Annotated in this window: 16 protein-coding genes and 3 pseudogenes; 8 read left to right on the top strand and 11 right to left on the bottom strand. The window is 62.9% G+C overall.

Annotated elements, in window-relative coordinates:
- Positions 1 to 10 precede the first annotated feature (10 nt).
- The 4 genes from E8M83_RS22190 to E8M83_RS22175 all read right to left on the bottom strand — a co-directional run bounded on the left by E8M83_RS22190 (position 11) and on the right by E8M83_RS22175 (position 4,904).
- A complete protein-coding gene (locus tag E8M83_RS22190) occupies positions 11 to 1,483 on the bottom strand; it encodes a CehA/McbA family metallohydrolase (protein WP_137175516.1) in 1,473 nt (490 codons plus the stop codon).
- Positions 1,484 to 1,496: 13 nt separating this feature from the next.
- Positions 1,497 to 4,013, bottom strand: coding sequence for a TonB-dependent receptor (locus E8M83_RS22185; RefSeq protein ID WP_137175515.1), 2,517 nt, complete (start codon positions 4,011 to 4,013; stop codon positions 1,497 to 1,499).
- 151 nt (positions 4,014 to 4,164) lie between these two features.
- Positions 4,165 to 4,572 carry a CopD family protein gene (locus E8M83_RS22180; RefSeq protein ID WP_137175514.1) on the bottom strand — a complete coding sequence of 136 codons (408 nt, stop codon included), beginning with the start codon at positions 4,570 to 4,572 and terminating at the stop codon, positions 4,165 to 4,167.
- Positions 4,569 to 4,904, bottom strand: a complete 336-nt coding sequence (locus tag E8M83_RS22175) for a DUF3817 domain-containing protein (protein WP_137175513.1) — start codon at positions 4,902 to 4,904, stop codon at positions 4,569 to 4,571. Before E8M83_RS22175 ends, E8M83_RS22180 begins: the two co-directional genes overlap by 4 nt.
- Before the next feature lie 147 nt (positions 4,905 to 5,051).
- Here E8M83_RS22175 and E8M83_RS22170 point away from each other — a divergent pair, with 147 nt between their 5' ends.
- The 3 genes from E8M83_RS22170 to E8M83_RS22160 all read left to right on the top strand — a co-directional run bounded on the left by E8M83_RS22170 (position 5,052) and on the right by E8M83_RS22160 (position 7,840).
- Positions 5,052 to 5,990 carry a GlxA family transcriptional regulator gene (locus E8M83_RS22170; RefSeq protein ID WP_137175512.1) on the top strand — a complete coding sequence of 313 codons (939 nt, stop codon included), beginning with the start codon at positions 5,052 to 5,054 and terminating at the stop codon, positions 5,988 to 5,990.
- A 73-nt stretch (positions 5,991 to 6,063) separates the two neighbouring features.
- Complete coding sequence (locus E8M83_RS22165) at positions 6,064 to 6,948, top strand: dienelactone hydrolase family protein (RefSeq protein ID WP_137175511.1); 885 nt, start codon at positions 6,064 to 6,066, stop codon at positions 6,946 to 6,948.
- A gap of 157 nt (positions 6,949 to 7,105) precedes the next feature.
- On the top strand, positions 7,106 to 7,840 hold the full coding sequence (locus tag E8M83_RS22160) for a ZIP family metal transporter (RefSeq protein ID WP_137175510.1): 735 nt from the start codon (positions 7,106 to 7,108) through the stop codon (positions 7,838 to 7,840).
- A gap of 143 nt (positions 7,841 to 7,983) precedes the next feature.
- Here the strand turns inward: E8M83_RS22160 and E8M83_RS22155 are convergent, their stop codons facing one another.
- Positions 7,984 to 8,838: a sulfurtransferase gene (locus tag E8M83_RS22155; RefSeq protein ID WP_137175509.1), complete on the bottom strand. Its 855-nt coding sequence runs from the start codon at positions 8,836 to 8,838 to the stop codon at positions 7,984 to 7,986.
- Between the two features lie 16 nt (positions 8,839 to 8,854).
- Positions 8,855 to 9,331: pseudogene (locus tag E8M83_RS26610) on the bottom strand (DMT family transporter); the annotation flags it as partial.
- On the opposite strand from E8M83_RS26610, the pseudogene E8M83_RS26605 reads away from it, so the two are divergent.
- Positions 9,300 to 9,431, top strand: a pseudogene (locus E8M83_RS26605) (hypothetical protein); the annotation flags it as partial. The pseudogenes E8M83_RS26610 and E8M83_RS26605 overlap by 32 nt on opposite strands.
- On the opposite strand, the pseudogene E8M83_RS26600 reads toward E8M83_RS26605, so the two are convergent.
- Both E8M83_RS26600 and E8M83_RS22145 read right to left on the bottom strand, forming a co-directional pair.
- A pseudogene (locus tag E8M83_RS26600) lies at positions 9,383 to 9,760 on the bottom strand (EamA family transporter); the annotation flags it as partial. The pseudogenes E8M83_RS26605 and E8M83_RS26600 overlap by 49 nt on opposite strands.
- 96 nt (positions 9,761 to 9,856) lie before the next feature.
- On the bottom strand, positions 9,857 to 10,957 hold the full coding sequence (locus E8M83_RS22145) for an aromatic ring-hydroxylating dioxygenase subunit alpha (protein WP_137175507.1): 1,101 nt from the start codon (positions 10,955 to 10,957) through the stop codon (positions 9,857 to 9,859).
- A gap of 355 nt (positions 10,958 to 11,312) precedes the next feature.
- Here E8M83_RS22145 and E8M83_RS22140 point away from each other — a divergent pair, with 355 nt between their 5' ends.
- The 3 genes from E8M83_RS22140 to dxs are packed head-to-tail and all read left to right on the top strand — an operon-like array spanning position 11,313 to position 14,335.
- Positions 11,313 to 11,564, top strand: a complete 252-nt coding sequence (locus E8M83_RS22140) for an exodeoxyribonuclease VII small subunit (protein WP_137175506.1) — start codon at positions 11,313 to 11,315, stop codon at positions 11,562 to 11,564.
- A complete protein-coding gene (locus E8M83_RS22135) occupies positions 11,561 to 12,460 on the top strand; it encodes a polyprenyl synthetase family protein (protein WP_137175505.1) in 900 nt (299 codons plus the stop codon). Before E8M83_RS22140 ends, E8M83_RS22135 begins: the two co-directional genes overlap by 4 nt.
- A complete protein-coding gene (dxs, locus tag E8M83_RS22130) occupies positions 12,461 to 14,335 on the top strand; it encodes a 1-deoxy-D-xylulose-5-phosphate synthase (RefSeq protein ID WP_137175504.1) in 1,875 nt (624 codons plus the stop codon).
- Positions 14,336 to 14,601: 266 nt separating this feature from the next.
- Here dxs and E8M83_RS22125 read toward each other — a convergent pair whose 3' ends face one another.
- Positions 14,602 to 16,212, bottom strand: a complete 1,611-nt coding sequence (locus E8M83_RS22125) for a DUF4435 domain-containing protein (RefSeq protein WP_137175503.1) — start codon at positions 16,210 to 16,212, stop codon at positions 14,602 to 14,604.
- A gap of 389 nt (positions 16,213 to 16,601) precedes the next feature.
- Here E8M83_RS22125 and E8M83_RS22120 point away from each other — a divergent pair, with 389 nt between their 5' ends.
- Complete coding sequence (locus tag E8M83_RS22120) at positions 16,602 to 17,588, top strand: hypothetical protein (RefSeq protein WP_137175502.1); 987 nt, start codon at positions 16,602 to 16,604, stop codon at positions 17,586 to 17,588.
- Between the two features lie 229 nt (positions 17,589 to 17,817).
- On the opposite strand, the gene E8M83_RS22115 is transcribed toward E8M83_RS22120, so the two are convergent.
- Together E8M83_RS22115 and E8M83_RS22110 are read right to left on the bottom strand one after the other, a co-directional pair.
- Positions 17,818 to 18,306, bottom strand: a complete 489-nt coding sequence (locus E8M83_RS22115) for a hypothetical protein (protein WP_137175501.1) — start codon at positions 18,304 to 18,306, stop codon at positions 17,818 to 17,820.
- Between the two features lie 478 nt (positions 18,307 to 18,784).
- Entirely contained in the window at positions 18,785 to 19,486 is a 702-nt protein-coding gene (locus E8M83_RS22110) for a 2OG-Fe(II) oxygenase (protein ID WP_137175500.1), read from the bottom strand.
- Positions 19,487 to 19,488 lie beyond the last annotated feature (2 nt).

Raw genomic sequence — 19,488 nt, 5'->3', positions numbered from 1 at the left:
AGTATAAGGCTCAGCTGCCCTCCGGGTTCAGGTAGATCGGATTGCCCAGCAAGATCAGCTTGCCCGCGGCATCGCGCACATCGACCCGCAGCCAGTGACGCTTGCCGTCGCTGGGCCAGGAAAACGCGCGCACCACTTCGTCGGCGTCGACCGCGCGCCGGCCCAGCAGCGATGCGGGTTCGCCGTCGAACAGCAGCTCGATCCGCGCGCCTTTCGCCCGCGCCACACGCAGGCTGAAGCGGGCAACATCTCCCTTCTTCACGACCAGCGCATCGCCCATCATCGCCCGCTGGCCGGCCGCCGTCGCGCTCAAGTCCAGCACCCGCCCCGGCACGTTCTTGAGGTCGATGAACACGTGGCCGGCGCGGATCGCATCCAGCACCGCGAGCTGCGACAGCTCCCGCGCATGCACGACCGTGGTCGGTTCGCCCAGCGCCCCCGGCGTGCCGGGCGCTTCGTGCGGACGGTGGTTGTCGCTGCCGCCGATGGCGGTGATGCGCAGGCCGCGCTGCAATTGCGCATGCCAGAACGGGATGCCCGACCATTCGCTGTCGGCATCCGGCCCGTTCACGACCTCGATCGCCTGCACCCGGCGCATATCGGTCGCCTGTTCCCAGCCGCAGCCCATGCACTGCTCGCCCGAGGGCCGCACCGGATGGTTGATCGACAGCAGGCCGTTCAGCTCCGCGGCAGCCGCCAGCAGGCTGTTGGCGTCGGCATGCGCGCCGGGTGCGATGCGAAAGTCGAGCGGGGCGAGGGTGCCGAACAGGTTGGCGTGACCGTAGAACGTGGTGATCTCGCGCGCCGGCATCAGGAGCAGCTCGTCGAAGCGCGGTTGCATCTCGCGCATCGCGTTGGCGTGGCCGACGTAGTTATGCTCGGTGATCGCGACGAAGTCGAGTTTTCTCTCCTGCGCGGTCACGGCCGTCATGTAAAGAGGACAGGGAACCGGCGCGGCGCCGTTAGTAGTGGGACAGCTGCCGTCGCTATGGCCGGTATGGGTATGCAGGTCGCCGCGGTACCAGCCGGCCCCGTTGCGCAGCACGGGCCGCAGCAGGCTTGGCTCGTCGGCCACGTTCAGCGAACGCGAAAAGTAGACCTGGGCCGTGTACTCGGCGCGCCCGTGCTGGCGCATGTTCGGGATGCCGAGCAGCAGGGCCCAGGTGCCGGTCGTGGTCGGCGTCGGCTGGTAGGACGGCGTGGCATCCACGCCGCTGACGGTAAAGGCGCGCTTGTTGCCGCCGCTCCAGCCGCGCAGGCGGCCGTCGGGGCCGAGCAGGCCAAGGTCGATCACGGAGCGCTCTTCCTTGCCGTTGTAGTCGAATTCGACGGTGATGCGCTCGACGCCGGCCGGCACCTCGAACGGTACGCTGCGATAGGTCTGGTGGTCGGCGCCGGTCAGGGCGCCGCGCAGGACCAGGTCGGGCGTGTCGGCATTGGCGTTGAGGCTGAAAACCAGCAGCAGGGAGAAGAGCAGACGCATGGTATCCGCCGGATCAGAAGTCGATCTTGAGCGCCGCCCTGATCGCGCGGCCCAGGATCGGACGCGCGAGGAAGGTGTTGGCGCCGGCATCGGCATTCTGCAACTCGCCCGCGCGCGGATTGCCTTCGGTGAGGCCCTGCGAGTTCTCGATATTGTCGACGTAGAGGAAGCCCGTCATCTTGTCCGAGATACGATAGCGGGCCGAGAAGTTCAGCACGCGGTAGGACGGCAGGCGCACCGAGTTGGCCGAATCGACGAAGCGGTCGCCCTGGTATTCCCAGGCCAGTTGCAGGCGCAGGTCGTCGCCCAGCAGGTTCAGGCCGGGCACCAGGCGCACGCTGGTCTTCGGCACGCGCACCAGGCGGTTGCCGCTGAAGTCGCGCGGCACCGGCTTGCCGCTCACCTGGTCGGTGTAGCGCAGGTTGTCGTATTCCGGGTTCTGGAAGGTGACGTTGAAGCCCAGGTCGGCCCAGTCGGTCGGGCGCAGCATGCCTTCGAGCTCCAGGCCCCAGGTGCGGGTGGACGCATAGCCGGTCTGCGGCGCCGCGCTCGCGTTATCCAGCGAGAACACGTAGTTGGTGTAGCTGACGTTGTCGTACTTCGAGTAGAACAGGGTTGGATACAGGTCCAGCATCGGGCTGCGGAACTTGTAGCCGACTTCGCCCAGGTCCATGGTCTGGACGATCGGCTTGGCGGTCGGGCTGGTGATGTAGGAGCTCAGGTTCGGCAGGCGGAAGGCGCTGCTCCAGCGGCCGAACAGGCCGGCGTTGCGATCCAGCTGGTAGTTGGCGCCGAGGGTCCAGCCGGTCTTGTCAAAGTGGTGGTCATAGGTGTCGAACACGCCGCTGCCGGTCCGGACCTTCGAGGTGGCGAAGGTGCCCCCGTTGACCGTGGTCGGGCGCTCGACCCAGCCTTCGGTCTGCACCCGCTCCCAGCGCAGGCCGGCGTCGATGCGCAGCGGTGCGCTCACTTGCCACTCATCGGCGAGATACAGCGCGTGGGTGGTCGAGCGGCCTTCCGCGTTTTCCCACTCATAGCCGTAGTTGTAGATGCCGCGGTCGGTGAGGGTGCCCAGCGGCTTGCCGGCGGCGTCGCTTGCGACCAGGTCGAGCAGCGGCGCCTGGTGCTGTGCGCCCAGCAGCACGGTCGACGAATAGCGGTCGAAGCCCTGGTCGAAACGGGCAAAGTAGTAGCCGACCGCGATGTCGTGACTCTGGCTGCCTAGATGGAAGCGGCGCGACAGGCGGGTGTCGTTGATGATCTCCTCCAGCGGCATCGTGATGCCGCGCAGGCCGCCGACGATCATCAGGCCGTTGTCGACCGCGCCGGCGCCGGGATAGGCGCCGCCGGGCAGGTTCGCATACTGCAGCGAGAGATTGGTCGCCCCCGGCACCTGCGCCAGCAGGCCCTGGGAACTCTTGAGGAAGGCGTCGATGCTCTGCAACTGGTTGGCGAACACGCCGTTGCGCTGGGTGTGGGTATCCGAATAACGCAGCGACTGGTCGATGCGCCAGTCGTTGCCCAGTTCCTTCTCGAGCTTGAAGCTCAGTTGGTCGCGGCGCACGTGGGTGCCTTCGGTATTGTCGAAATCGTAGATGCCGCCATCGCCCATCTTCATGCGGATGTGGCGGGTATCCGGGCCGGCGACGGTGCCGTAGTTGCCGTCGAAGCCGGGCACGGCGCGGATCTCGCCGTCTTCACCGGTACGCATCGGGATCGCCAGGAACAGCGCCACCTTGTCGTCCAGGTGCTTGACGTCGAAGATCATGCGGCCGCGGTCGATCTCCTTGACCAGCTTCAGGCGCACCTGGCCGCCGTCGTTGGCGCGGTAGCCGGGGTTGCGGATGCCGTCGTCGATACGATAGAAGCCGCCGATGCCGACGCCCCAGCCATCGCCCAGCGGCGTGCCGTACCAGAAATCGGCGCGGCGCTGGCCCTTGTTACTGCCGGTGAACTTGATCGAGCCGTTCGGGGTGTCGCCGATCTCGCGCGACAGGAAGTTGATCGCGCCGGCCGGGGCATTCGTATAGAACACCGAAGACGGGCCGCCGCGCACCACGTCGATGCGGTCGCTGGTCTCGTCCAGGCGGAAGGCCTGGTCGGCGTTCAGGTAGCCGAGCGACGGGTCGTGCTGGACCGGGATCCCGTCTTCCAGCAGGGTGACCGAACCGAAGCCGTCGACCGGGATGCCGCGCGCGCGAATATTGCCTGAGGCTTCGCCGCCCGAGGCTTCGACCCAGAAGCCGGGCACCGACTTGACCGCCTCGGTCACCGAGGTCGGGGCCTGCATGCGCAGGGTGTCTTCGTCGATGGTGGTGATCGAGTAGCTGGCCTTGATCTTCGACTGCTTCGATGCGGTGCCGGTGACCACGACCACGTCGGCTGGCGCCGCTGCCGGGGCAGGTGCGGCAGCCGTGGCGGGCGCCGGCGTGTCCTGGGCATGCAGGGGCAGGGCCACGAGGCCGAGCATGACGGCGCTGCCGCCGCAAAAGGCCGTGCGCAGGGCTTGTTGGATGACTGTCGACTTCATTGCTGGCGTTTTCCTTTGTAGAGACCGTGCGGAGCATCCGCGGCGATGGCTGAATGACGATCGGAAAACGATAACGATTAAGTGTTAAATCAGCATGACAGAAGTATCACGGAATATGCGAAAGTCATAGCCTGAGGCAATGGCCGCGCCCTCAGGGCTTGATCACGACCAGCAGGACGATGGCCGTGACGCCGGCCAGGATTCCCGTTCCCGTATGTCTCGACAGCGCGGACGACGCGGGCGCGCCGCCGGCCATGCGCCGCACGCTGCCGCTCACGACGCCATGCACGGCCGACAGGGCGACCACCAGCACCAGCTTGGCGATCAGCCAGGGCGAGGAAAACCAATGGCCGATGCTGGCCAGCGCAAGGCCGCAAGCCCAGGCCAGCATCATCGCCGGCGCGACCAGGCGCCGGTCCCAGCGCACGGCCGCGTCGAGCACATGGCGCTGGTGCGGCCCTGGCGCCATCGTGCGCAGCAACAGCACCTGCGCCAGCATGCCGCCGATCCAGGTCATCAGGGCGACGATGTGGCCTGCCTTCAGCAGCAAATAGATCATCGGGGCGCTGTCCTTGCCAGCGCGGCGGCCTTGCGCCGGACCAGGCGGATGCTGAACCAGGCGCCGAAAGGAACCATGGCACACGCCACCATGCGGCCAATGTCGGCGCGGGTCCAGTCATCGCCGGCGGCGGTGTTCGAGATGGTCCAGAGGTAGTAGAGGAAAGCCAGGCCGTGGAGCGGGCCCATGACCGTCACAAAACCGGGCAGGCCGGCGAGATGCTTCAGTGGCACCGCAATGCCCAGCAAGACAATGAGGGTCGCGCCTTCCGCCAGTGCGGCATGGTGCAGGCGCCGCAGTGGTCCGCGCAGTTGTCCAGTGGTGGAATCCATCTTGCAATCTCCAATCGTTGTGCGAACCATGATTGTGGCGGCGCGCGATCATCGACAACACTGGCTGGAATGCCATTTTTCGCTTGTTTCCAGCCAAGCTCTACCTTAGGGACTGGCAGGTATCGAGCGGCTCACTATAATCGCGCCATGCACACCATCGCCATCCTCGCGCAGCACGGCTGCATCCCATTCGACCTCGCCACCGCCTGTGAAGTATTCAGCCGGGTACGCGTGCCGGGCTTGGACACTGCCTACGACGTCAGGGTCTGCGGCGAAGCGCCGTCGGTCGGCGCCGGGCTGTTCGACCTGCATACGCGCTGGAACCTGGGCCACGCCAGCGCTGCCGATACGGTGATCGTGCCCGGCATCGAGGACATCGACGCGCCGCTGCCGGAGCCCGTGCTCGCGACGATCAGGGAGGCGTCCGCACGCGGCGCGCGTATCGCCTCCATCTGCACCGGCGCCTTCGTGCTCGCGGCCAGTGGCATCCTGGATGGCGTGCGCGCCACCACCCACTGGATGGCGGCGGGAGAGCTGGCGCGGCGCTTTCCGGCGATCGACGTCGACCCCAACGTCCTGTTCATCGACAACGGCAAGGTGCTGACCTCGGCGGGCGCCGCGGCCGGCCTCGACCTGTGCCTGCACCTGGTGCGGCGCGACTACGGCGCCGCCTTGGCCGCGGATGCGGCGCGCCTCGCGGTGATGCCGCTGGAGCGCGCCGGCGGCCAGGCGCAGTTCATCGTGCACCCCGAGCCCTCGTCGTCGCTGGCGCTGCAGCCGGTGCTGAAATGGATCGAAACGCAACTGCATCGCGCGCTGACCCTGGACACCATCGCGGCCCACGCCGCGCTGAGCAAGCGCACGCTGAGCCGGCGCTTCCTCGAGCAGACCGGCACCTCGCCGCTGCAATGGCTGCTCGGCGCGCGCGTGCGGCGCGCCCAGTACCTGCTCGAGACCAGCGCGCTGTCCGTCGAACAGGTGGCCAACGCCACCGGATTCGGTTCCAGCGCCGCGTTCCGGGCCTGTTTCAGCAAGCAGGTGGGGACCAGCCCGCACTACTATCGGCGCAGCTTCCGGCCGCGCTGAATCGCACGCCCAGCCCCTGCAAGCGATGCTAGACTGGCAAGCCTGTCCAACACTGTCCAGAAGGGGGAAATCCATGAAAGATCTCGTCAACGACGGCAACAGCCTGCTGGGAACCAGCGCCTACGACGACGGCGTGAAGCGGCGCGACTTCCTGAAGGCGGCGGTCGGCACCGGCTTTGCCGTGTCCGCGCTGCCGGTGGTCGCGCAGACCCAGGTCCAGACCGATACCGAAGGCCTCGACGCGGCCGACAGCATCCTCGTCATCGAGGGCCAGGACGTGCCCGTCTACCGCGCCCAGCCGCGCGGCAAGACCAATGCCCCGGTCATCCTGGTCGTTTCCGAGATCTTCGGCGTGCATGAACACATCAAGGACGTGGCGCGCCGCTTCGCCAAGCAGGGCTATATGGCGATCGCGCCCGACCTGTTCGTGCGCCAGGGCGATGCGACCAAGGCGCCCAATACCGCTGAACTGATCAAGAACATCGTCTCCCGGACGCCGGATGCGCAAGTCATGTCCGACCTCGACCGGGTCGTCGACTGGGCCAGGCAGCGCGGCGGCGACACCAAAAAGCTGGGCATCACCGGTTTCTGCTGGGGCGGGCGCATCACCTGGCTGTACGCGGCGCACAACCTGGACGTCAAGGCCGGCGTGGCCTGGTACGGCCGCCTGGTGGGCGAGGCGACGTCATTCACGCCCAAGCACCCGGTCGACGTGGCCCAGAACCTGAAGGTGCCGGTGCTGGGCCTGTACGGCGCAAAGGACACCGGCATCCCGCTGGACACGGTCCAGCGCATGCAGGCCGCGCTCGACAAGGGCAACAGCCGCTCGACGATCCACGTGTATCCGGATTCCGGCCACGCCTTCCATGCCGACTACCGCCCGAGCTTCAATGCGGCCGACGCCGCGGACGGCTGGAACCGCGCGCTGGCCTGGTTCCGCAAGAACGGCGTCGCCTGAAGCCTGAACAAGGCCTGCCTCTTTCGGCTGGCCTTGGACGACCGCGTGCCGGGGGCGGTACAATGTCCGGTTTGCGGATCGTCGCAAGAACAGAACAAGAGGCTTTCAAATCGACCCGCTTTTCGACCCGACCCTGAGTTCCATCCTGCTGGCGACCGTGATCGCCGGCGTCGTCAGCATTTCCGGGGCGGCCCTTTTCTCGTTTGCCCTGCTGTCGAAAGTGGTCGAGAAGATGGTCAGCCTGTCGGTCGGCATCATGCTGGCGACCTCGCTGCTGCACGCGCTGCCCGAGGCCTTCGAATCGGGCGCTGACATCAAGAGCCTGTTCGCTACCTTGCTGGCGGGCCTGCTGGCGTTCTTTTTATTGGAAAAAGTGGCGCTGCTGCGCCATTCGCACCACCATGAGGGCGATGGCCACCACCACGCCCACGGCCACGATGCGCGCGAGGCCGGCAAGTCGGGCTGGATGATCCTGCTCGGCGACGGCATGCACAATTTCACCGACGGCATCCTGATCGCGGCGGCCTTCCTGGCCGACCCGGAGGTCGGCATTGTCACCGCGCTGGCCATCGTCGCCCACGAGATCCCGCAAGAGATCGGCGACTTCATCGTGCTGCTCAACGCCGGCTTCTCGCGCCTGCGCGCCTATGTGTTCAACCTGTTGTGCAGCCTGCTCGCGGTGGCGGGTGGCCTGCTCGGCTACTTCACGCTGGACCAGGCCAGCGGCCTGATTCCCTACGTGCTGGTGTTCGCCTCGTCGGGCTTCATCTATATCGCGGTGAGCGACCTGATGCCGCAGATGCAGCGCCGGGCGACATTGAAGGAGACGGTGCCGCAGGTGTTCCTGATCGGCCTGGGCGTGGCGATCGTGGTGGCGCTGCACGCGTTTTAATCGTGGTGGCGGTGAATGTGTGTTGGCTGGTAGGGTTGGCGGCTTCGCCGCCGACGCGTCGATTGGTATCGGCGCCGTTCTCGCATCAGATGATCTCGCCGCCAGCCATTACCGCGTCGGCGGCGTAGCCGCCAACCCTACGATCAAGCCGCGCCTTTTGCGACCGGCCGCGCCGGATCGCCGACCCACTCGCTCCACGACCCCGGATACAGGCTGGCCCCCGGCATGCCGGCCACTTCGAGCGCCAGCAGGTTGTGGCAGGCCGTCACGCCCGAGCCGCACTGCATGATGGCCTGCGCTGGATCGTCGATCAAGGCGCCGAATTCCGCGCGCAGCTGCTCTGCATCCTTGAACCGGCCATCGGCCTGCAGGTTGTCCTTGAAGAAGCGGTTTTTCGCGCCCGGGATATGGCCGCCGACCGGATCGATGGTCTCGTTCTCGCCGCGGAAGCGGTCGGCCGCGCGGGCGTCTATCACGATGCGCTGGCCGCTCTCGAGGTTGTCCATCACCTCGCGCACCGTCACGGTCGGCACGAACGGCGCGCGCACGGCCAGGGCGCCGCGCGCCTTGGCCGGCACCGCGGTCGACAAGGGCTGGCCCAGCGACTGCCAGGCCGCCATGCCGCCATCGAGCACCGCGACCGCCTCGTGGCCCAGCCAGCGCAACAGCCACCACAGGCGCGCCGCGAACATGCCGCCGTGGGCGTCATAGGCGACTACCTGCGTGTCGTCGCCGATGCCGAAAGAGCGCAGGGCGTCGGCCAGCGCTTCCTTCTGCGGCAGCGGATGGCGGCCCAGGAAGACGCCATCCGGGCCGCGCTTGGCGCCCGACAGCACGGTCTCGATGTCGGCGAACACCGCGTTCGGCAGGTGGCCAATGGCATAGCCCTCGCGGCCGGCGGCGAGGTTCATCAGGTCGTGGCGGCAATCGGCCACGACCCATTGTGGGTCGTCGATATGGGCGGCCAGTTCGCTGGCCGAAATCAGGGTCTTGAACATGGCGTAAAGTCTCCTTCTACGATTCGCTGACCACGGGGTCCTGGTCCTTGACGACGGCGCCGCGCGCCGTCTTGCGGGTATTGTAGAACGTCGCGGCCAATCCAGAGAGCAGGATCACGCCGATGCCCAGCCACACATGCCAGTCGAAGGCGTCGCCCCACAGGATCAGGCCCCACAGGGTCGAGAACACGATGCCGGTGTACTGCAGGTTGGCCACCACCAGCACCTTGCCGACGCGGTAGGCGCGGGTCATGCACATCTGGGCGATCAGGGCGGCGCAGCCGATCCCCAGCAGCAGCAGGAAGCCGTACGGCGTGTGCGCGTGGAACAGCGCGCCTTGCGGGCCGTCGCCGGCCATGGTGGCGAACAGGCCGACCAGGGTCGTGGTCAGCGAAAAATAGAACACCACGCGGTATTCGGGCTCCCCCAATTGGCCGAGTTTACGTACCTGCATATAGGCCATGGCCGAGATCATCGACGAGCACACGCCGGCCAGGCCGCCCAGCCACTGGTTGGTCTGCACCGCCGGCTGCAACACCATGGTCACGCCGAAGAAGCTGGAGGCGATCGCCACCACCAGCGGCCATTCGGCGTGTTTCGTTTTGGTCCACCAGCCCATCGCGAACATCCAGGCCGCGATCCAGATCGGCGCCATGTAGTTGAGCGTCATGGCGGTGGCCAGCGGCAGGCGGCCGATCGCGAAGAACCACAGCCACAGCGAGGTCACGCCGACCAGGCTGCGCCACAGGTGGGCCTTGCCGAAAGGGGTCTTGAAGGTGCCGCCCTGGCGGCGCACCATGAACAGCAGGATGATGGTGCCGATCAGGCCCCGGTACATCAGGAGTTCGGACGTGGAATAGAACTCGGAAGCCAGCTTCACGCCCGCGCCCATGGCGGCGAAAGCGAAGCTGGCGTACAACATCCAGAGGGAGGCCATCGGATTTCCAGTGAAGGGCCGGCGGCATGGAAGCCGCGCGGCCTGTGGCGCCAGGGTGCGGCGCCGGTTTTACAACGCGGGTTACAGGGTAATTCTGCTGCGATACCACTCGTGGAAGTGCTGCATGCCGTCTTCCATCGGCGACTGATAAGGGCCGACCTCGTTGACGCCGCGCGCCACCAGGATCTTGCGGCCGGCGTCCATGCGCAGGCCGATCTCATCGTCCTCGACCGCCGTTTCCATATAGGCGGCGCGCTCGGCCTCGACGAATTCGCGCTCGAACAGCACGATCTCTTCGGGGTAGTAGAACTCGACCACGTTGCGGGTCTTCTGCGGGCCGTCCGGCCACAGGGTCGACACCACCAGCACGTTCGGGTACCACTCGACCATGATGTTCGGGTACAGGGTCAGCCAGATCGCGCCATACTTGGGCGGCTGGCCGTTGTTGAACTTCAGGACCTGCTCCTGCCAGCGTTTATAGGCCGGCGAGCCGGCTTTTTGCAGCGCGCGGTTCACGCCCACGGTCTGCACGCTGTAGTCGCTGCCGAATTCCCATTTCAGGTCGTCGCACGAGACGAAGTTGCCCAGGCCCGGATGGAAGGGCTCGACGTGGTAATCCTCGAGATAGACCTCGATGAAGGTCTTCCAGTTGTAGTCGCACTGGTGGACTTCTACGTGGTCGAGCATATAGCCCGTAAAGTCCAGGTCCTTTGTCACCGACAACTGGCCCAGCTTGTCCATCACGTTGTAGCCGTTCTGTTCGAACAGCAGGCCATTCCAGCTCTGCAGCGGGGTCCTGGACAGGTTCAGGCACGGCGTGTCCGCGAAATGCGGTGCGCCGATCAATTCGCCCTTCAGGTCATAGGTCCAGCGGTGCAGCGGGCACACGATGTTCTTCGCATTGCCGCGGCCATTGAACATCAGCGCCTGGCGGTGGCGGCAGACGTTGGACAGCACTTCGATGCCGCCGGCATTACGCACCAGCATGCGGCCTTCGTGTTCCGAGGCGAGCGTCGCGAAGTCCCCGGTTTCCGGCACCATCAATTCATGGCCGATATAGCGCGGGCCATTGTGGAACAGTTGCTGCATCTCGCGCTTGAGTAGCACGTCGTCAAAGTAAACATTTACCGGAAGCTGTGCGTTCGAGCGCGCCAGCTTGGCGTGGGTAGCCAGATCGGACATCCCAACCCCCCTTTAAGGTAGCTTCCAAAGAAGAGAAAGAATCCAAAGACCAGTATTTAAGTAGAGGAATACGGTATTTCGGACAGAACCGGAGATTATACTGCGGAACAGGCTCTACCGTCTTGGGCCAGCGCGAGAATGTGGTGCGCAGAGGATGATGTGTTGCCGCTGAGGCATCGTTTTCATGATGAAAAGCGAGTGGATGAGGGCGTCGGCCTGATTCTTGTCGGGCTTGCTAGTTGCGATTGCTGCAATGTGCGCCCCCCGTGGGGTGGGATTGATCTAAAATACGCGATTGGATTGACCCACGGCGCACAACTGGGCGCCTTCAAGATACCGACTTATGGCAAAGAATATGACAGCGGACAGCGCGCCGGCAGCAGCGGCGGCACCGCAATCCTTCGAGCAGGCGATGGCCGAGCTGGCCCAGCTCGTGACACAGATGGAATCCGGCGCCTTGCCGCTGGAAGCCTCGGTCGCGGCCTATGCGCGCGGCTCCGAACTGGTCAAGTACTGCGCGGCCCAGCTCGAAAAAGTCGAGTCCCAGGTCAAGGTGCTCGAAGGCGACATGCTCAAGCCATTCAGCGACGACGAGGCAACGCAATGATGGCGCTGGACTTCAGCGCCTGGACCCGCGAGGTCCAGGCCAGGGTCGAAGAGGCGCTCGACGCCTTCCTGCCGCCAGCCCACCGGGTGCCGCACAAGCTGCACGAAGCGATGCGCTACACCACGCTGGGCGGCGGCAAGCGCGTGCGCCCGTTGCTGGCGTATGCCGCCGGCGCGCTGTTCGACGCCGACCCGCATGCGCTGGCCCGGGTCGCGAGCGCGGTCGAGATGATCCATGTGTATTCGCTGGTGCACGACGACATGCCGTGCATGGACGACGACGCCCTGCGCCGCGGCAAGCCGACGGTGCACGTGGCCTATGACGAAGCAACGGCGCTGCTGGTCGGCGACACCCTGCAGGCGCAAGCCTTCGAGGTGGCGGCCGGCCTTGACGCCGCGACGGTGCCGCCGGCGCGCCAGCTGACGATGGTGCGCCTGCTGGCCGAGGCTGCCGGTTCCGCCGGCATGTGCGGCGGCCAGGCGATCGACCTCGATAGCGTCGGCCTGTCGCTCACCCGCGAACAGCTCGAGCGCATGCACCAGCTGAAAACCGGCGCCATGCTGCGCGTCTCGGTGCTGCTCGGCGCGCTCGCCGGCCGCGACCTGGCCGCGCATGAACGCGAGGCGCTGGATGCGTATTCCGCCGCGGTCGGCCTGGCATTCCAGGTGGTCGACGACGTGCTGGACGCCACCGCCGATTCGGCCACGCTGGGCAAGACTGCCGGCAAGGACGCGGCCGACAACAAACCGACCTATGTGTCCATCCTCGGCCTGGAGCCATCGCGCGCGCTGGCCGAACAACTGCGGCGTGACGCGCACGAAGCGCTGGCGCCATTCGGAGAACAAGCACAGCGTCTGCGCGAACTGGCAGACCTGATCGTGCAGCGGAAGGCCTAAATGAACCTGCTAGAAAAAATCAACGACCCATCCGACCTGCGCAAGCTGCCGCGTACGCAGCTCACGCCGCTGGCCAACGAGCTGCGCCAGTTCCTGCTCGAGTCGGTGTCCAAGACCGGCGGCCACCTGTCGTCCAACCTGGGCACGGTGGAGCTGACCATCGCGCTGCACTATGTGTACGACACGCCGCGCGACCGCATCGTATGGGACGTCGGCCACCAGACCTATTCGCACAAGATCCTCACCGGCCGCCGCGGCCGCATGCCATCCCTGCGCCAGTTGAACGGCCTGTCGGGCTTCCCCAAGCGCGACGAGAGCGAATACGACACCTTCGGCACCGCCCACTCGTCGACCTCGATCTCGGCGGCGCTGGGCATGGCCGCCGCGGCCAAGCTGAAAGGCGAGGACCGCCACGCGATCGCCGTCATCGGCGACGGCTCCATGACCGCCGGCATGGCGTTCGAGGCCCTGAACAATGCGGGCGTCCAGGAAGACGTCAACCTGCTGGTGATCCTGAACGACAACGATATGTCGATCTCGCCGCCGGTCGGCGCCCTGAACCGCTACCTGGCGCGCCTGCTGTCGGGCCAGTTCTACGCCGCGGCCAAGAACGTGGGCAAGAGCGTGCTGCCGGCGCCGGTGCTCGATCTGGCCCGCAAGCTCGAAGAGCATGCCAAGGGCATGGTGGTGCCGGCCACGATGTTCGAGGAATTCGGCTTTAATTACATCGGCCCGATCGACGGCCACGACCTCGATTCGCTGATCCCGACGCTGGAAAACATCAAGAAGCTCAAGGGCCCGCAGTTCCTGCACGTGGTGACCAAGAAGGGCCAGGGCTACAAGCTGGCCGAGGCCGAGCCGATCCTGTACCACGGCACCGGCAAGTTCAATCACCTCGAGGGCATCAAGCCGTCCACCGCGCCGGGAAAGATCACCTACACCGAGGTGTTCGGCAACTGGCTGTGCGACATGGCGGCGGCGGATAAGCGGCTGGTCGGCATCACGCCCGCCATGCGCGAAGGCTCGGGCATGGTGCGCTTCCACCAGCAGTACCCGGAGCGCTACTTCGATGTCGGCATCGCCGAGCAGCACTCGGTGACGTTCGCGGCCGGCATGGCCACCGAAAGCGTGAAGCCGGTCGTGGCGATCTATTCGACCTTCCTGCAACGCGCCTACGACCAGCTGATCCACGACGTGGCGCTGCAAAACCTGGACGTGACCTTCGCGCTCGACCGCGCGGGCCTGGTCGGCGCCGACGGCGCGACCCACGCCGGCAACTACGACCTGGCCTACCTGCGCTGCATCCCGAACATGGTTGTGATGGCAGCGTCGGACGAGAACGAGTGCCGCCAGATGCTGACGACCGCTTACCACTATCCCGGCCCGGCTGCGGTGCGCTATCCGCGCGGCGCCGGCGTTGGCGCCCCGATCGAACAGAAGCTCTTGTCGATCGAGATCGGCAAGGGCGAAGTGCGCCGCAGCGGCCACGGCGTCGCGATCCTGGCCTTCGGTTCGATGGTGGCGCCGAGTCTGAAGGCGGGCGAGGAACTCGACGCGACGGTGGCGAACATGCGCTTCGTGAAGCCGCTTGACGTCGAGCTGGTCAAGCGCCTGGCGCAGGAGCACGACTTTTTGGTGACGGTGGAAGAGGGCTGCATCATGGGCGGCGCCGGCGCCGCCGTGATGGAAGCGCTGGCCGCCGCCGGCATCGCCAGGCCGGTGCTGAACCTGGGCCTGCCCGACAACTTCATCGACCAGGGCGATCCGGCTGCGCTGCTGGCGTCGGTCGGCCTGGATGCCAAGGGCATCGCGGCCTCGATCCGGGCGCGCCTGGTGGCGCAGGGCGAGCCGCGGTTGGTGGTGAACAACGCCTGATCAGGTTGCTTGATTCAGCGAGAAAGCCCTTCGTTCGCGAGAACGAGGGGCTTTTTGCCAATCCGGGTCTTAGAATGCCTGCCAAAACCTCTTGGGTGCTCCGAGGGCAATAACCTCGTACACTGAGTCGGCGTCTGCTATCGGCCAGAAGCAGACGTTTGCCTTACTTCCTTTATACGACCAGAGTTGATATTAATTAGGAGGCTGCCGAGACCCAGTACTCGACAGGCTCGTCGGGTGCCTTATCTGCTGGCCATTGCTTTAAGTTAGACCACGAAGGATGCGAAGGCACCAAGGTATGGCTTTATTGCGGTGACGACGTCCATGCGCGCATCAGTTCGTGCAAGGCGAACCACAAGTTCGACGAGTTCCCCTGTCTTCAATCCCAATGCGTTCCCGATTTGAGTCGGCAACGACTTTCGGTTGTATAGACGAAGCAGTCCTCGGTAGTCAGTCGCGTCGATTACGGTCTGAAATTCTCCGTCGAACTGAGCGTAGAGGCTAGTGATGTCGATGCTCTGAGTCAGCTGTTGTAATGCATCTGAGAGGGCAGATACTCCACGGGCTGAGGCATTGAAGCAATTAAGCTTGAACTTCACTTCCGCTACAACGCGCAGTGAGACTTGCGTGTCGAGTTCAGTTTTAAGCTGTTTGAAGACTTGGGTGACGACTTGGTTGAAGTCCGTAGCGGTATCGCGAGCTAGGCGGGTACTGACGAGTGCCAAGATCTCCTGCGTGCAGAAAAGGTTTTCTACTTCAGCAACTTCGAGCGTATAAATGTTGTCGGTCTGTAGCGCTGCGATTTCTGGCGGTGTTCGTCGGTCGCGGTCAATGAGACCATAGACTTGTAAGTGGTGAAGCTGAGAATTAGCGCGCAAAGCACGTACTGCTTGGATGACTTGATCGCAGCTGCCGCGTGGGATGACTAAAAATCCTGCGAATATCTCCCGGTAGAGTGAGACATCATGGCTACCATTTACTCCCTCGACAAATACAACAGGCTTTCGACTGCCGAGCACCTCCATCAAGAGCTCATCAGGCAAGTCGTCCTTGTTCTCAATGAGATCCCAATCCCACGACTCTCCGTCGAAAGACTTGAGCCAGACGCGCTGCGCCCCTTCTTGTGCTACGGCAAAGTCGACATCGTGAGTCAGGTACACAAACATGCAATCGGGCCGCATTCTCTCGACCTCAGCCCAAAGAGGGGCTTGTACCGACTTATGTAGATGAAGTTCAGGTTCGTCGATAACGATAATGGCGTCCTTAGGCGCAGCAAGGCATTGTCCGATAAGATAGAACATCACACGTTCCCCATCGCTCATTTCAGATGAGTTGTATATCTTGCTCGAGTCACCGCGGACTCGGGTTTGGATTCGCAAGCCGCCGATCACAAGCTCACGATGAGGAAGTACCCGTTCCCACACCTGCTTCACCTTGTCCAGCTTAGTAAGCGGCGGGTCGACCTTAACGTTTGATTCGCGTGACAAAATTTTGAATTTAGCGTTCTCCTCGGTTTCGTCTGAGAAGAGAAACACCATCAACTTGTCGTAATCGTTTAGGAACGCCGTGGCCGGCTTATTCTGCCATCGGTAATGTCGCTTGTTTACCACATCTGTCGGATTGCCGAAGATAAGATTTCGCTCCGCCAGATCGATAGCCATTGGGGTTGTAGTGTCGGGCATCGCGAGTGATTTCTGGGCAGAAATTCTAAATACGCGGTTGTGGTCAGGCGAACTTATCTCAAGCCATGTTCCAAGGCGGGTCTTTCCGGAGCCATTGGCGCCGACGAAAAGTAGGTTAGCATTAGTTACAATTTGCTCGTCGGGTGCGCCTCTGCGTGGAAGCGTGATGGATCGCGTGCTTTGATCAAGTGACATTGAATTTTCAGCGTTGAAGTAGTCGTTTAGGCAGGCAGGCGCTAGGAACACGGTGCTTTCACAACGTTAGGCTCAGTACTTGCATTATTGTAATTTATTTAAGGATAGCAGTCCCAGCTGTTTGCGCACTGCCAGCGTTCTCTGGTCTTCCGACTAAGCTTCTACTGGGCGCGACCGTCTGCTCCGGGTCGAAAACTGTCTTTCTCATGGCGGCCGCGTCCGGCGGTGCTTCCAAGTCAGTTGGCACTTTTACTGCACAAGCCATGACATTTTTGGTTCGATGCACGACGTCTAAGAGCTTCGACGCTACACCCAATGAAAATAATTCGGCGCTACTAAGCTGTATTGATATACAGTAGAATGGTCAAAGTTACATCACTGGAGGCCGTATGGGAACCCCTATAACCACCATCGAACTGCTCAGCTTTGACGGCTTTGACCAGATCGCCGCGCTACCAGGCTACCGTCCCGACAATCCGTTATGTCAGGATAACTATCGCAAGATCCTAGGCTGGTATCGATTTCCGGAAAAGCACACGTGCTGCGTGCAACGTCCAGGCGGGACCCTTTGCGGCACACCGCACAACCACGGATGGGTAGCTGAGTTGAAAGACGGATCGGTTACGATCTTGGGTGCCGATTGCGCGAACGATAAGTTTGGCGCCGACAGTGCTGTATTCAAGGACATCGGGCTTGCGTTAAATGCCAAAAGGGAACGCGAGCGACAGCAGAAGCTCGAACACTTGCTGGGACAAGGAGTGGAATACGAACAGCGTCTTCGAGACGCGATCGCTCGGCTAAAAGTAGCCCGACGAGGTATAGACGAGTTACTGGATGGTGTCGGTGCCAACTTTCGTTCTCGAATAGAACGAATGGCCAAAAGCGGTAACGCCAGCGTTATGGTCGAGGGAGTGAAGACCCGTCACTACTCGGAAAATGGAAAGAGCAAGCAAGAAAACAGTGTCATTAAGCATGTAGTTGGGTCGCTACACGGCCTCTCGGCGATTGACCGCCAGCAGTTCATTTCACTAACGGTCGAGATGGAGCACATTAGGGTCGCTTTCATCGATGCGAAAGGAGCCGAGTTATTGAGCAGAACACTGCGATCGGAGATCGCCCGACGAATCGAACAGTGCGATCCCGTGTTGATGAGGGCAGAACAACTCGAAAGCATGGTCGCGCGATTCCTCGACAATTCTGCTTGGCCATATTGTTTCCTGACCGACGACCGAAGCGAGCGGTCGAAAGTGGCAAAACTAGCCATGAAACAGTCCGGCGTACAAGGCAGTCGCGAGCATGCAAAAACATGGCTTTTACTCCAAGAAGCGGAATTGTGCCAGCGACTTGGCGTTGAACGTATCCGTATAGATCGGTAAGAAGACGGTAACCACAACGGTTGTTTTGAGGTGCGGGACATCCTCGGACGTACACTGATTTCTGAACGTCCGAGTTCGGCCAGAAGCAGTCATTCAGTCCGTCAAGATCCCCCTTTTTCTCGTTCCATGGCGAATCGCTAGCTAGCGGAGAACGTCGGAAGGCGACATGGTCTAACACGGCTGGACCCATCACTGCTGGAAAAGAAAGCTCGCGTGCACACGGCAGAGGTCATCCAATTCGACTAATTTTCGTTCGGCCACCATCCCCACCGACTGATATGAAACTGCTGTTGAACGTCGAAATCAACTGCTCGAGCTCGACATTCTTCTTGTCCAGGCAATCGAGGATCTGCTTCGTTTTCTCATCATCCGTAGAAGCACCGATTTGGACGCGTTGGATATCGTGATCCATTCGAATCTTGAACGAGCGAAAGGCGCTAGCGAAGTACGCCGAAGAACGAAAGACCTTATCCGGCTTGGCCGTAGCTTGAATGATGGACAGTAAAGTGAGCACCAGGCTCAACGGGACAGCAAGGTCAGCTAAGTTTGTCTTGCCGATGAAATACTGCCCGGTTATAAACGCGCTAACGAGTGCTGCAAGTAGGGGGATCGTCCATGTCAAAGCGGTCGCAAAAAACGCAGCCTGTCCGCGCTGTTTGTCCGCCAAGTTGAAATGGAAGTCAGCCGTTTCGTTGATTCGATCGATCGAAGAGTCCATCAATGCCTCCTAGTGACTAGCGAACCGAACTGGTCCTGTTGTGCTCCGATAAATTCACTCATATGTCACCACTTCCCAACGTCTGCACCGTCTAAATAAGTGCTGCTTTAACAGTAGCACGTCTTGACAAAGTTGCCACTTGTTGTTTGCCTGTTGGGCACTTCATGGGGCCGGACAGCGACTTCGATCCTTCCCTGCAACTACGCACACTGCTTTCCAAAGCGATGTTTCAGCGGTCTTCTTCATGGCTGACTGGTTCTTCCATATCGGCATTCAAACTCTCCGGTCTGACAACTGCGAGCGATGAATCCGACAGTCCGCTTCGGGTCGATAGCGGACGTGCACGGCCGTAGCTCTGAAGCTAAGATGGCGGTCTGGCCGTCTATCTCGAAACCGCTTCCTGCCGCAGAAGGTCAGGGTGTTAATCGACCACCTGCTCGATCAGTGGGGCGACGGCCCGCCCCAGGATGGCTGGCGCCTATCCCGACTGTCCGAACAGCGCCTCCGCGCGCTGGTACAGAATCCACGAGGTGGCGATGTATTTGTCGCCGCTGGTCGGCACATTGCCGCGGTGGGTGTGGGTGAAGCCGGCCGGCGCGATCACCAGCCGCCCCTTCCTGGGCGCGATCTTGCGGCCCTGGTACAAAAACTCGGTCTCGCCGCCCTCGTCGACGTCGTTCAGGTAGAACATCCACAGCAGCACGCGGTGCAGTGAATCGCAGCTGGCGTTTTGCGGATAGATCTCGGAATGCCAGTGGTGGTAGCCGCCGCTGCCTTGCAGGTATTTTTGCAGGTTGATGGTGCCGGGCCGGTACAAGGTGCGCAGCAGGGTCTCGACGTAGGGCGTGCCCACTTCGTCGAAATTGTCCATCGAAAGCACCGTCGGCACGCCGGTGCGCGGATGCTCCAGGCTGGGCGACAGGGAACCCATCAGCAGCATGCGGTAGCGCTGGGCGTAGTCGGCCAGGTGGCGGCTCATGGTCTCGAGCAGCAACTGGGTGACGTCGTCCCATTCGCGGTGCAGGTTGATGGTGATGTCGTAGCTGTCCTTCTTCTCGACGTCGACGCCGTTGCCGGTGCGGCCGCGCACGACCTTGTCGCTGGCGTCGAAGCGCGCCAGCAGGGCGTCGCACTGCTGCGCCGTGAGCGCGTCGTCGTAGACGCCGATGAAGTCATCCATGG

The sequence above is a fragment of the Massilia sp. HP4 genome (assembly GCF_005222695.1).
Taxonomy (GTDB): domain Bacteria; phylum Pseudomonadota; class Gammaproteobacteria; order Burkholderiales; family Burkholderiaceae_D; genus Telluria.
Note: the sequence above shows the minus strand (reverse complement) of the source record. Positions and strands in the feature narration are given on the sequence as shown.

What these genes read in the sequence shown, in the direction of transcription:
- E8M83_RS22190 (WP_137175516.1), bottom strand. Translation starts at nt 1,483, where the DNA reads ATGCGTCTGCTCTTCTCCCTGCTGCTGGTTTTCAGCCTCAACGCCAAT.
- E8M83_RS22185 (WP_137175515.1), bottom strand. Translation starts at nt 4,013, where the DNA reads ATGAAGTCGACAGTCATCCAACAAGCCCTGCGCACGGCCTTTTGCGGC.
- E8M83_RS22180 (WP_137175514.1), bottom strand. Translation starts at nt 4,572, where the DNA reads ATGATCTATTTGCTGCTGAAGGCAGGCCACATCGTCGCCCTGATGACC.
- E8M83_RS22175 (WP_137175513.1), bottom strand. Translation starts at nt 4,904, where the DNA reads ATGGATTCCACCACTGGACAACTGCGCGGACCACTGCGGCGCCTGCAC.
- E8M83_RS22170 (WP_137175512.1), top strand. Translation starts at nt 5,052, where the DNA reads ATGCACACCATCGCCATCCTCGCGCAGCACGGCTGCATCCCATTCGAC.
- E8M83_RS22165 (WP_137175511.1), top strand. Translation starts at nt 6,064, where the DNA reads ATGAAAGATCTCGTCAACGACGGCAACAGCCTGCTGGGAACCAGCGCC.
- E8M83_RS22155 (WP_137175509.1), bottom strand. Translation starts at nt 8,838, where the DNA reads ATGTTCAAGACCCTGATTTCGGCCAGCGAACTGGCCGCCCATATCGAC.
- E8M83_RS22145 (WP_137175507.1), bottom strand. Translation starts at nt 10,957, where the DNA reads ATGTCCGATCTGGCTACCCACGCCAAGCTGGCGCGCTCGAACGCACAG.
- E8M83_RS22140 (WP_137175506.1), top strand. Translation starts at nt 11,313, where the DNA reads ATGACAGCGGACAGCGCGCCGGCAGCAGCGGCGGCACCGCAATCCTTC.
- E8M83_RS22135 (WP_137175505.1), top strand. Translation starts at nt 11,561, where the DNA reads ATGATGGCGCTGGACTTCAGCGCCTGGACCCGCGAGGTCCAGGCCAGG.
- dxs (WP_137175504.1), top strand. Translation starts at nt 12,461, where the DNA reads ATGAACCTGCTAGAAAAAATCAACGACCCATCCGACCTGCGCAAGCTG.
- E8M83_RS22125 (WP_137175503.1), bottom strand. Translation starts at nt 16,212, where the DNA reads ATGTCACTTGATCAAAGCACGCGATCCATCACGCTTCCACGCAGAGGC.
- E8M83_RS22120 (WP_137175502.1), top strand. Translation starts at nt 16,602, where the DNA reads ATGGGAACCCCTATAACCACCATCGAACTGCTCAGCTTTGACGGCTTT.
- E8M83_RS22115 (WP_137175501.1), bottom strand. Translation starts at nt 18,306, where the DNA reads ATGGACTCTTCGATCGATCGAATCAACGAAACGGCTGACTTCCATTTC.
- E8M83_RS22110 (WP_137175500.1), bottom strand. Translation starts at nt 19,486, where the DNA reads ATGGATGACTTCATCGGCGTCTACGACGACGCGCTCACGGCGCAGCAG.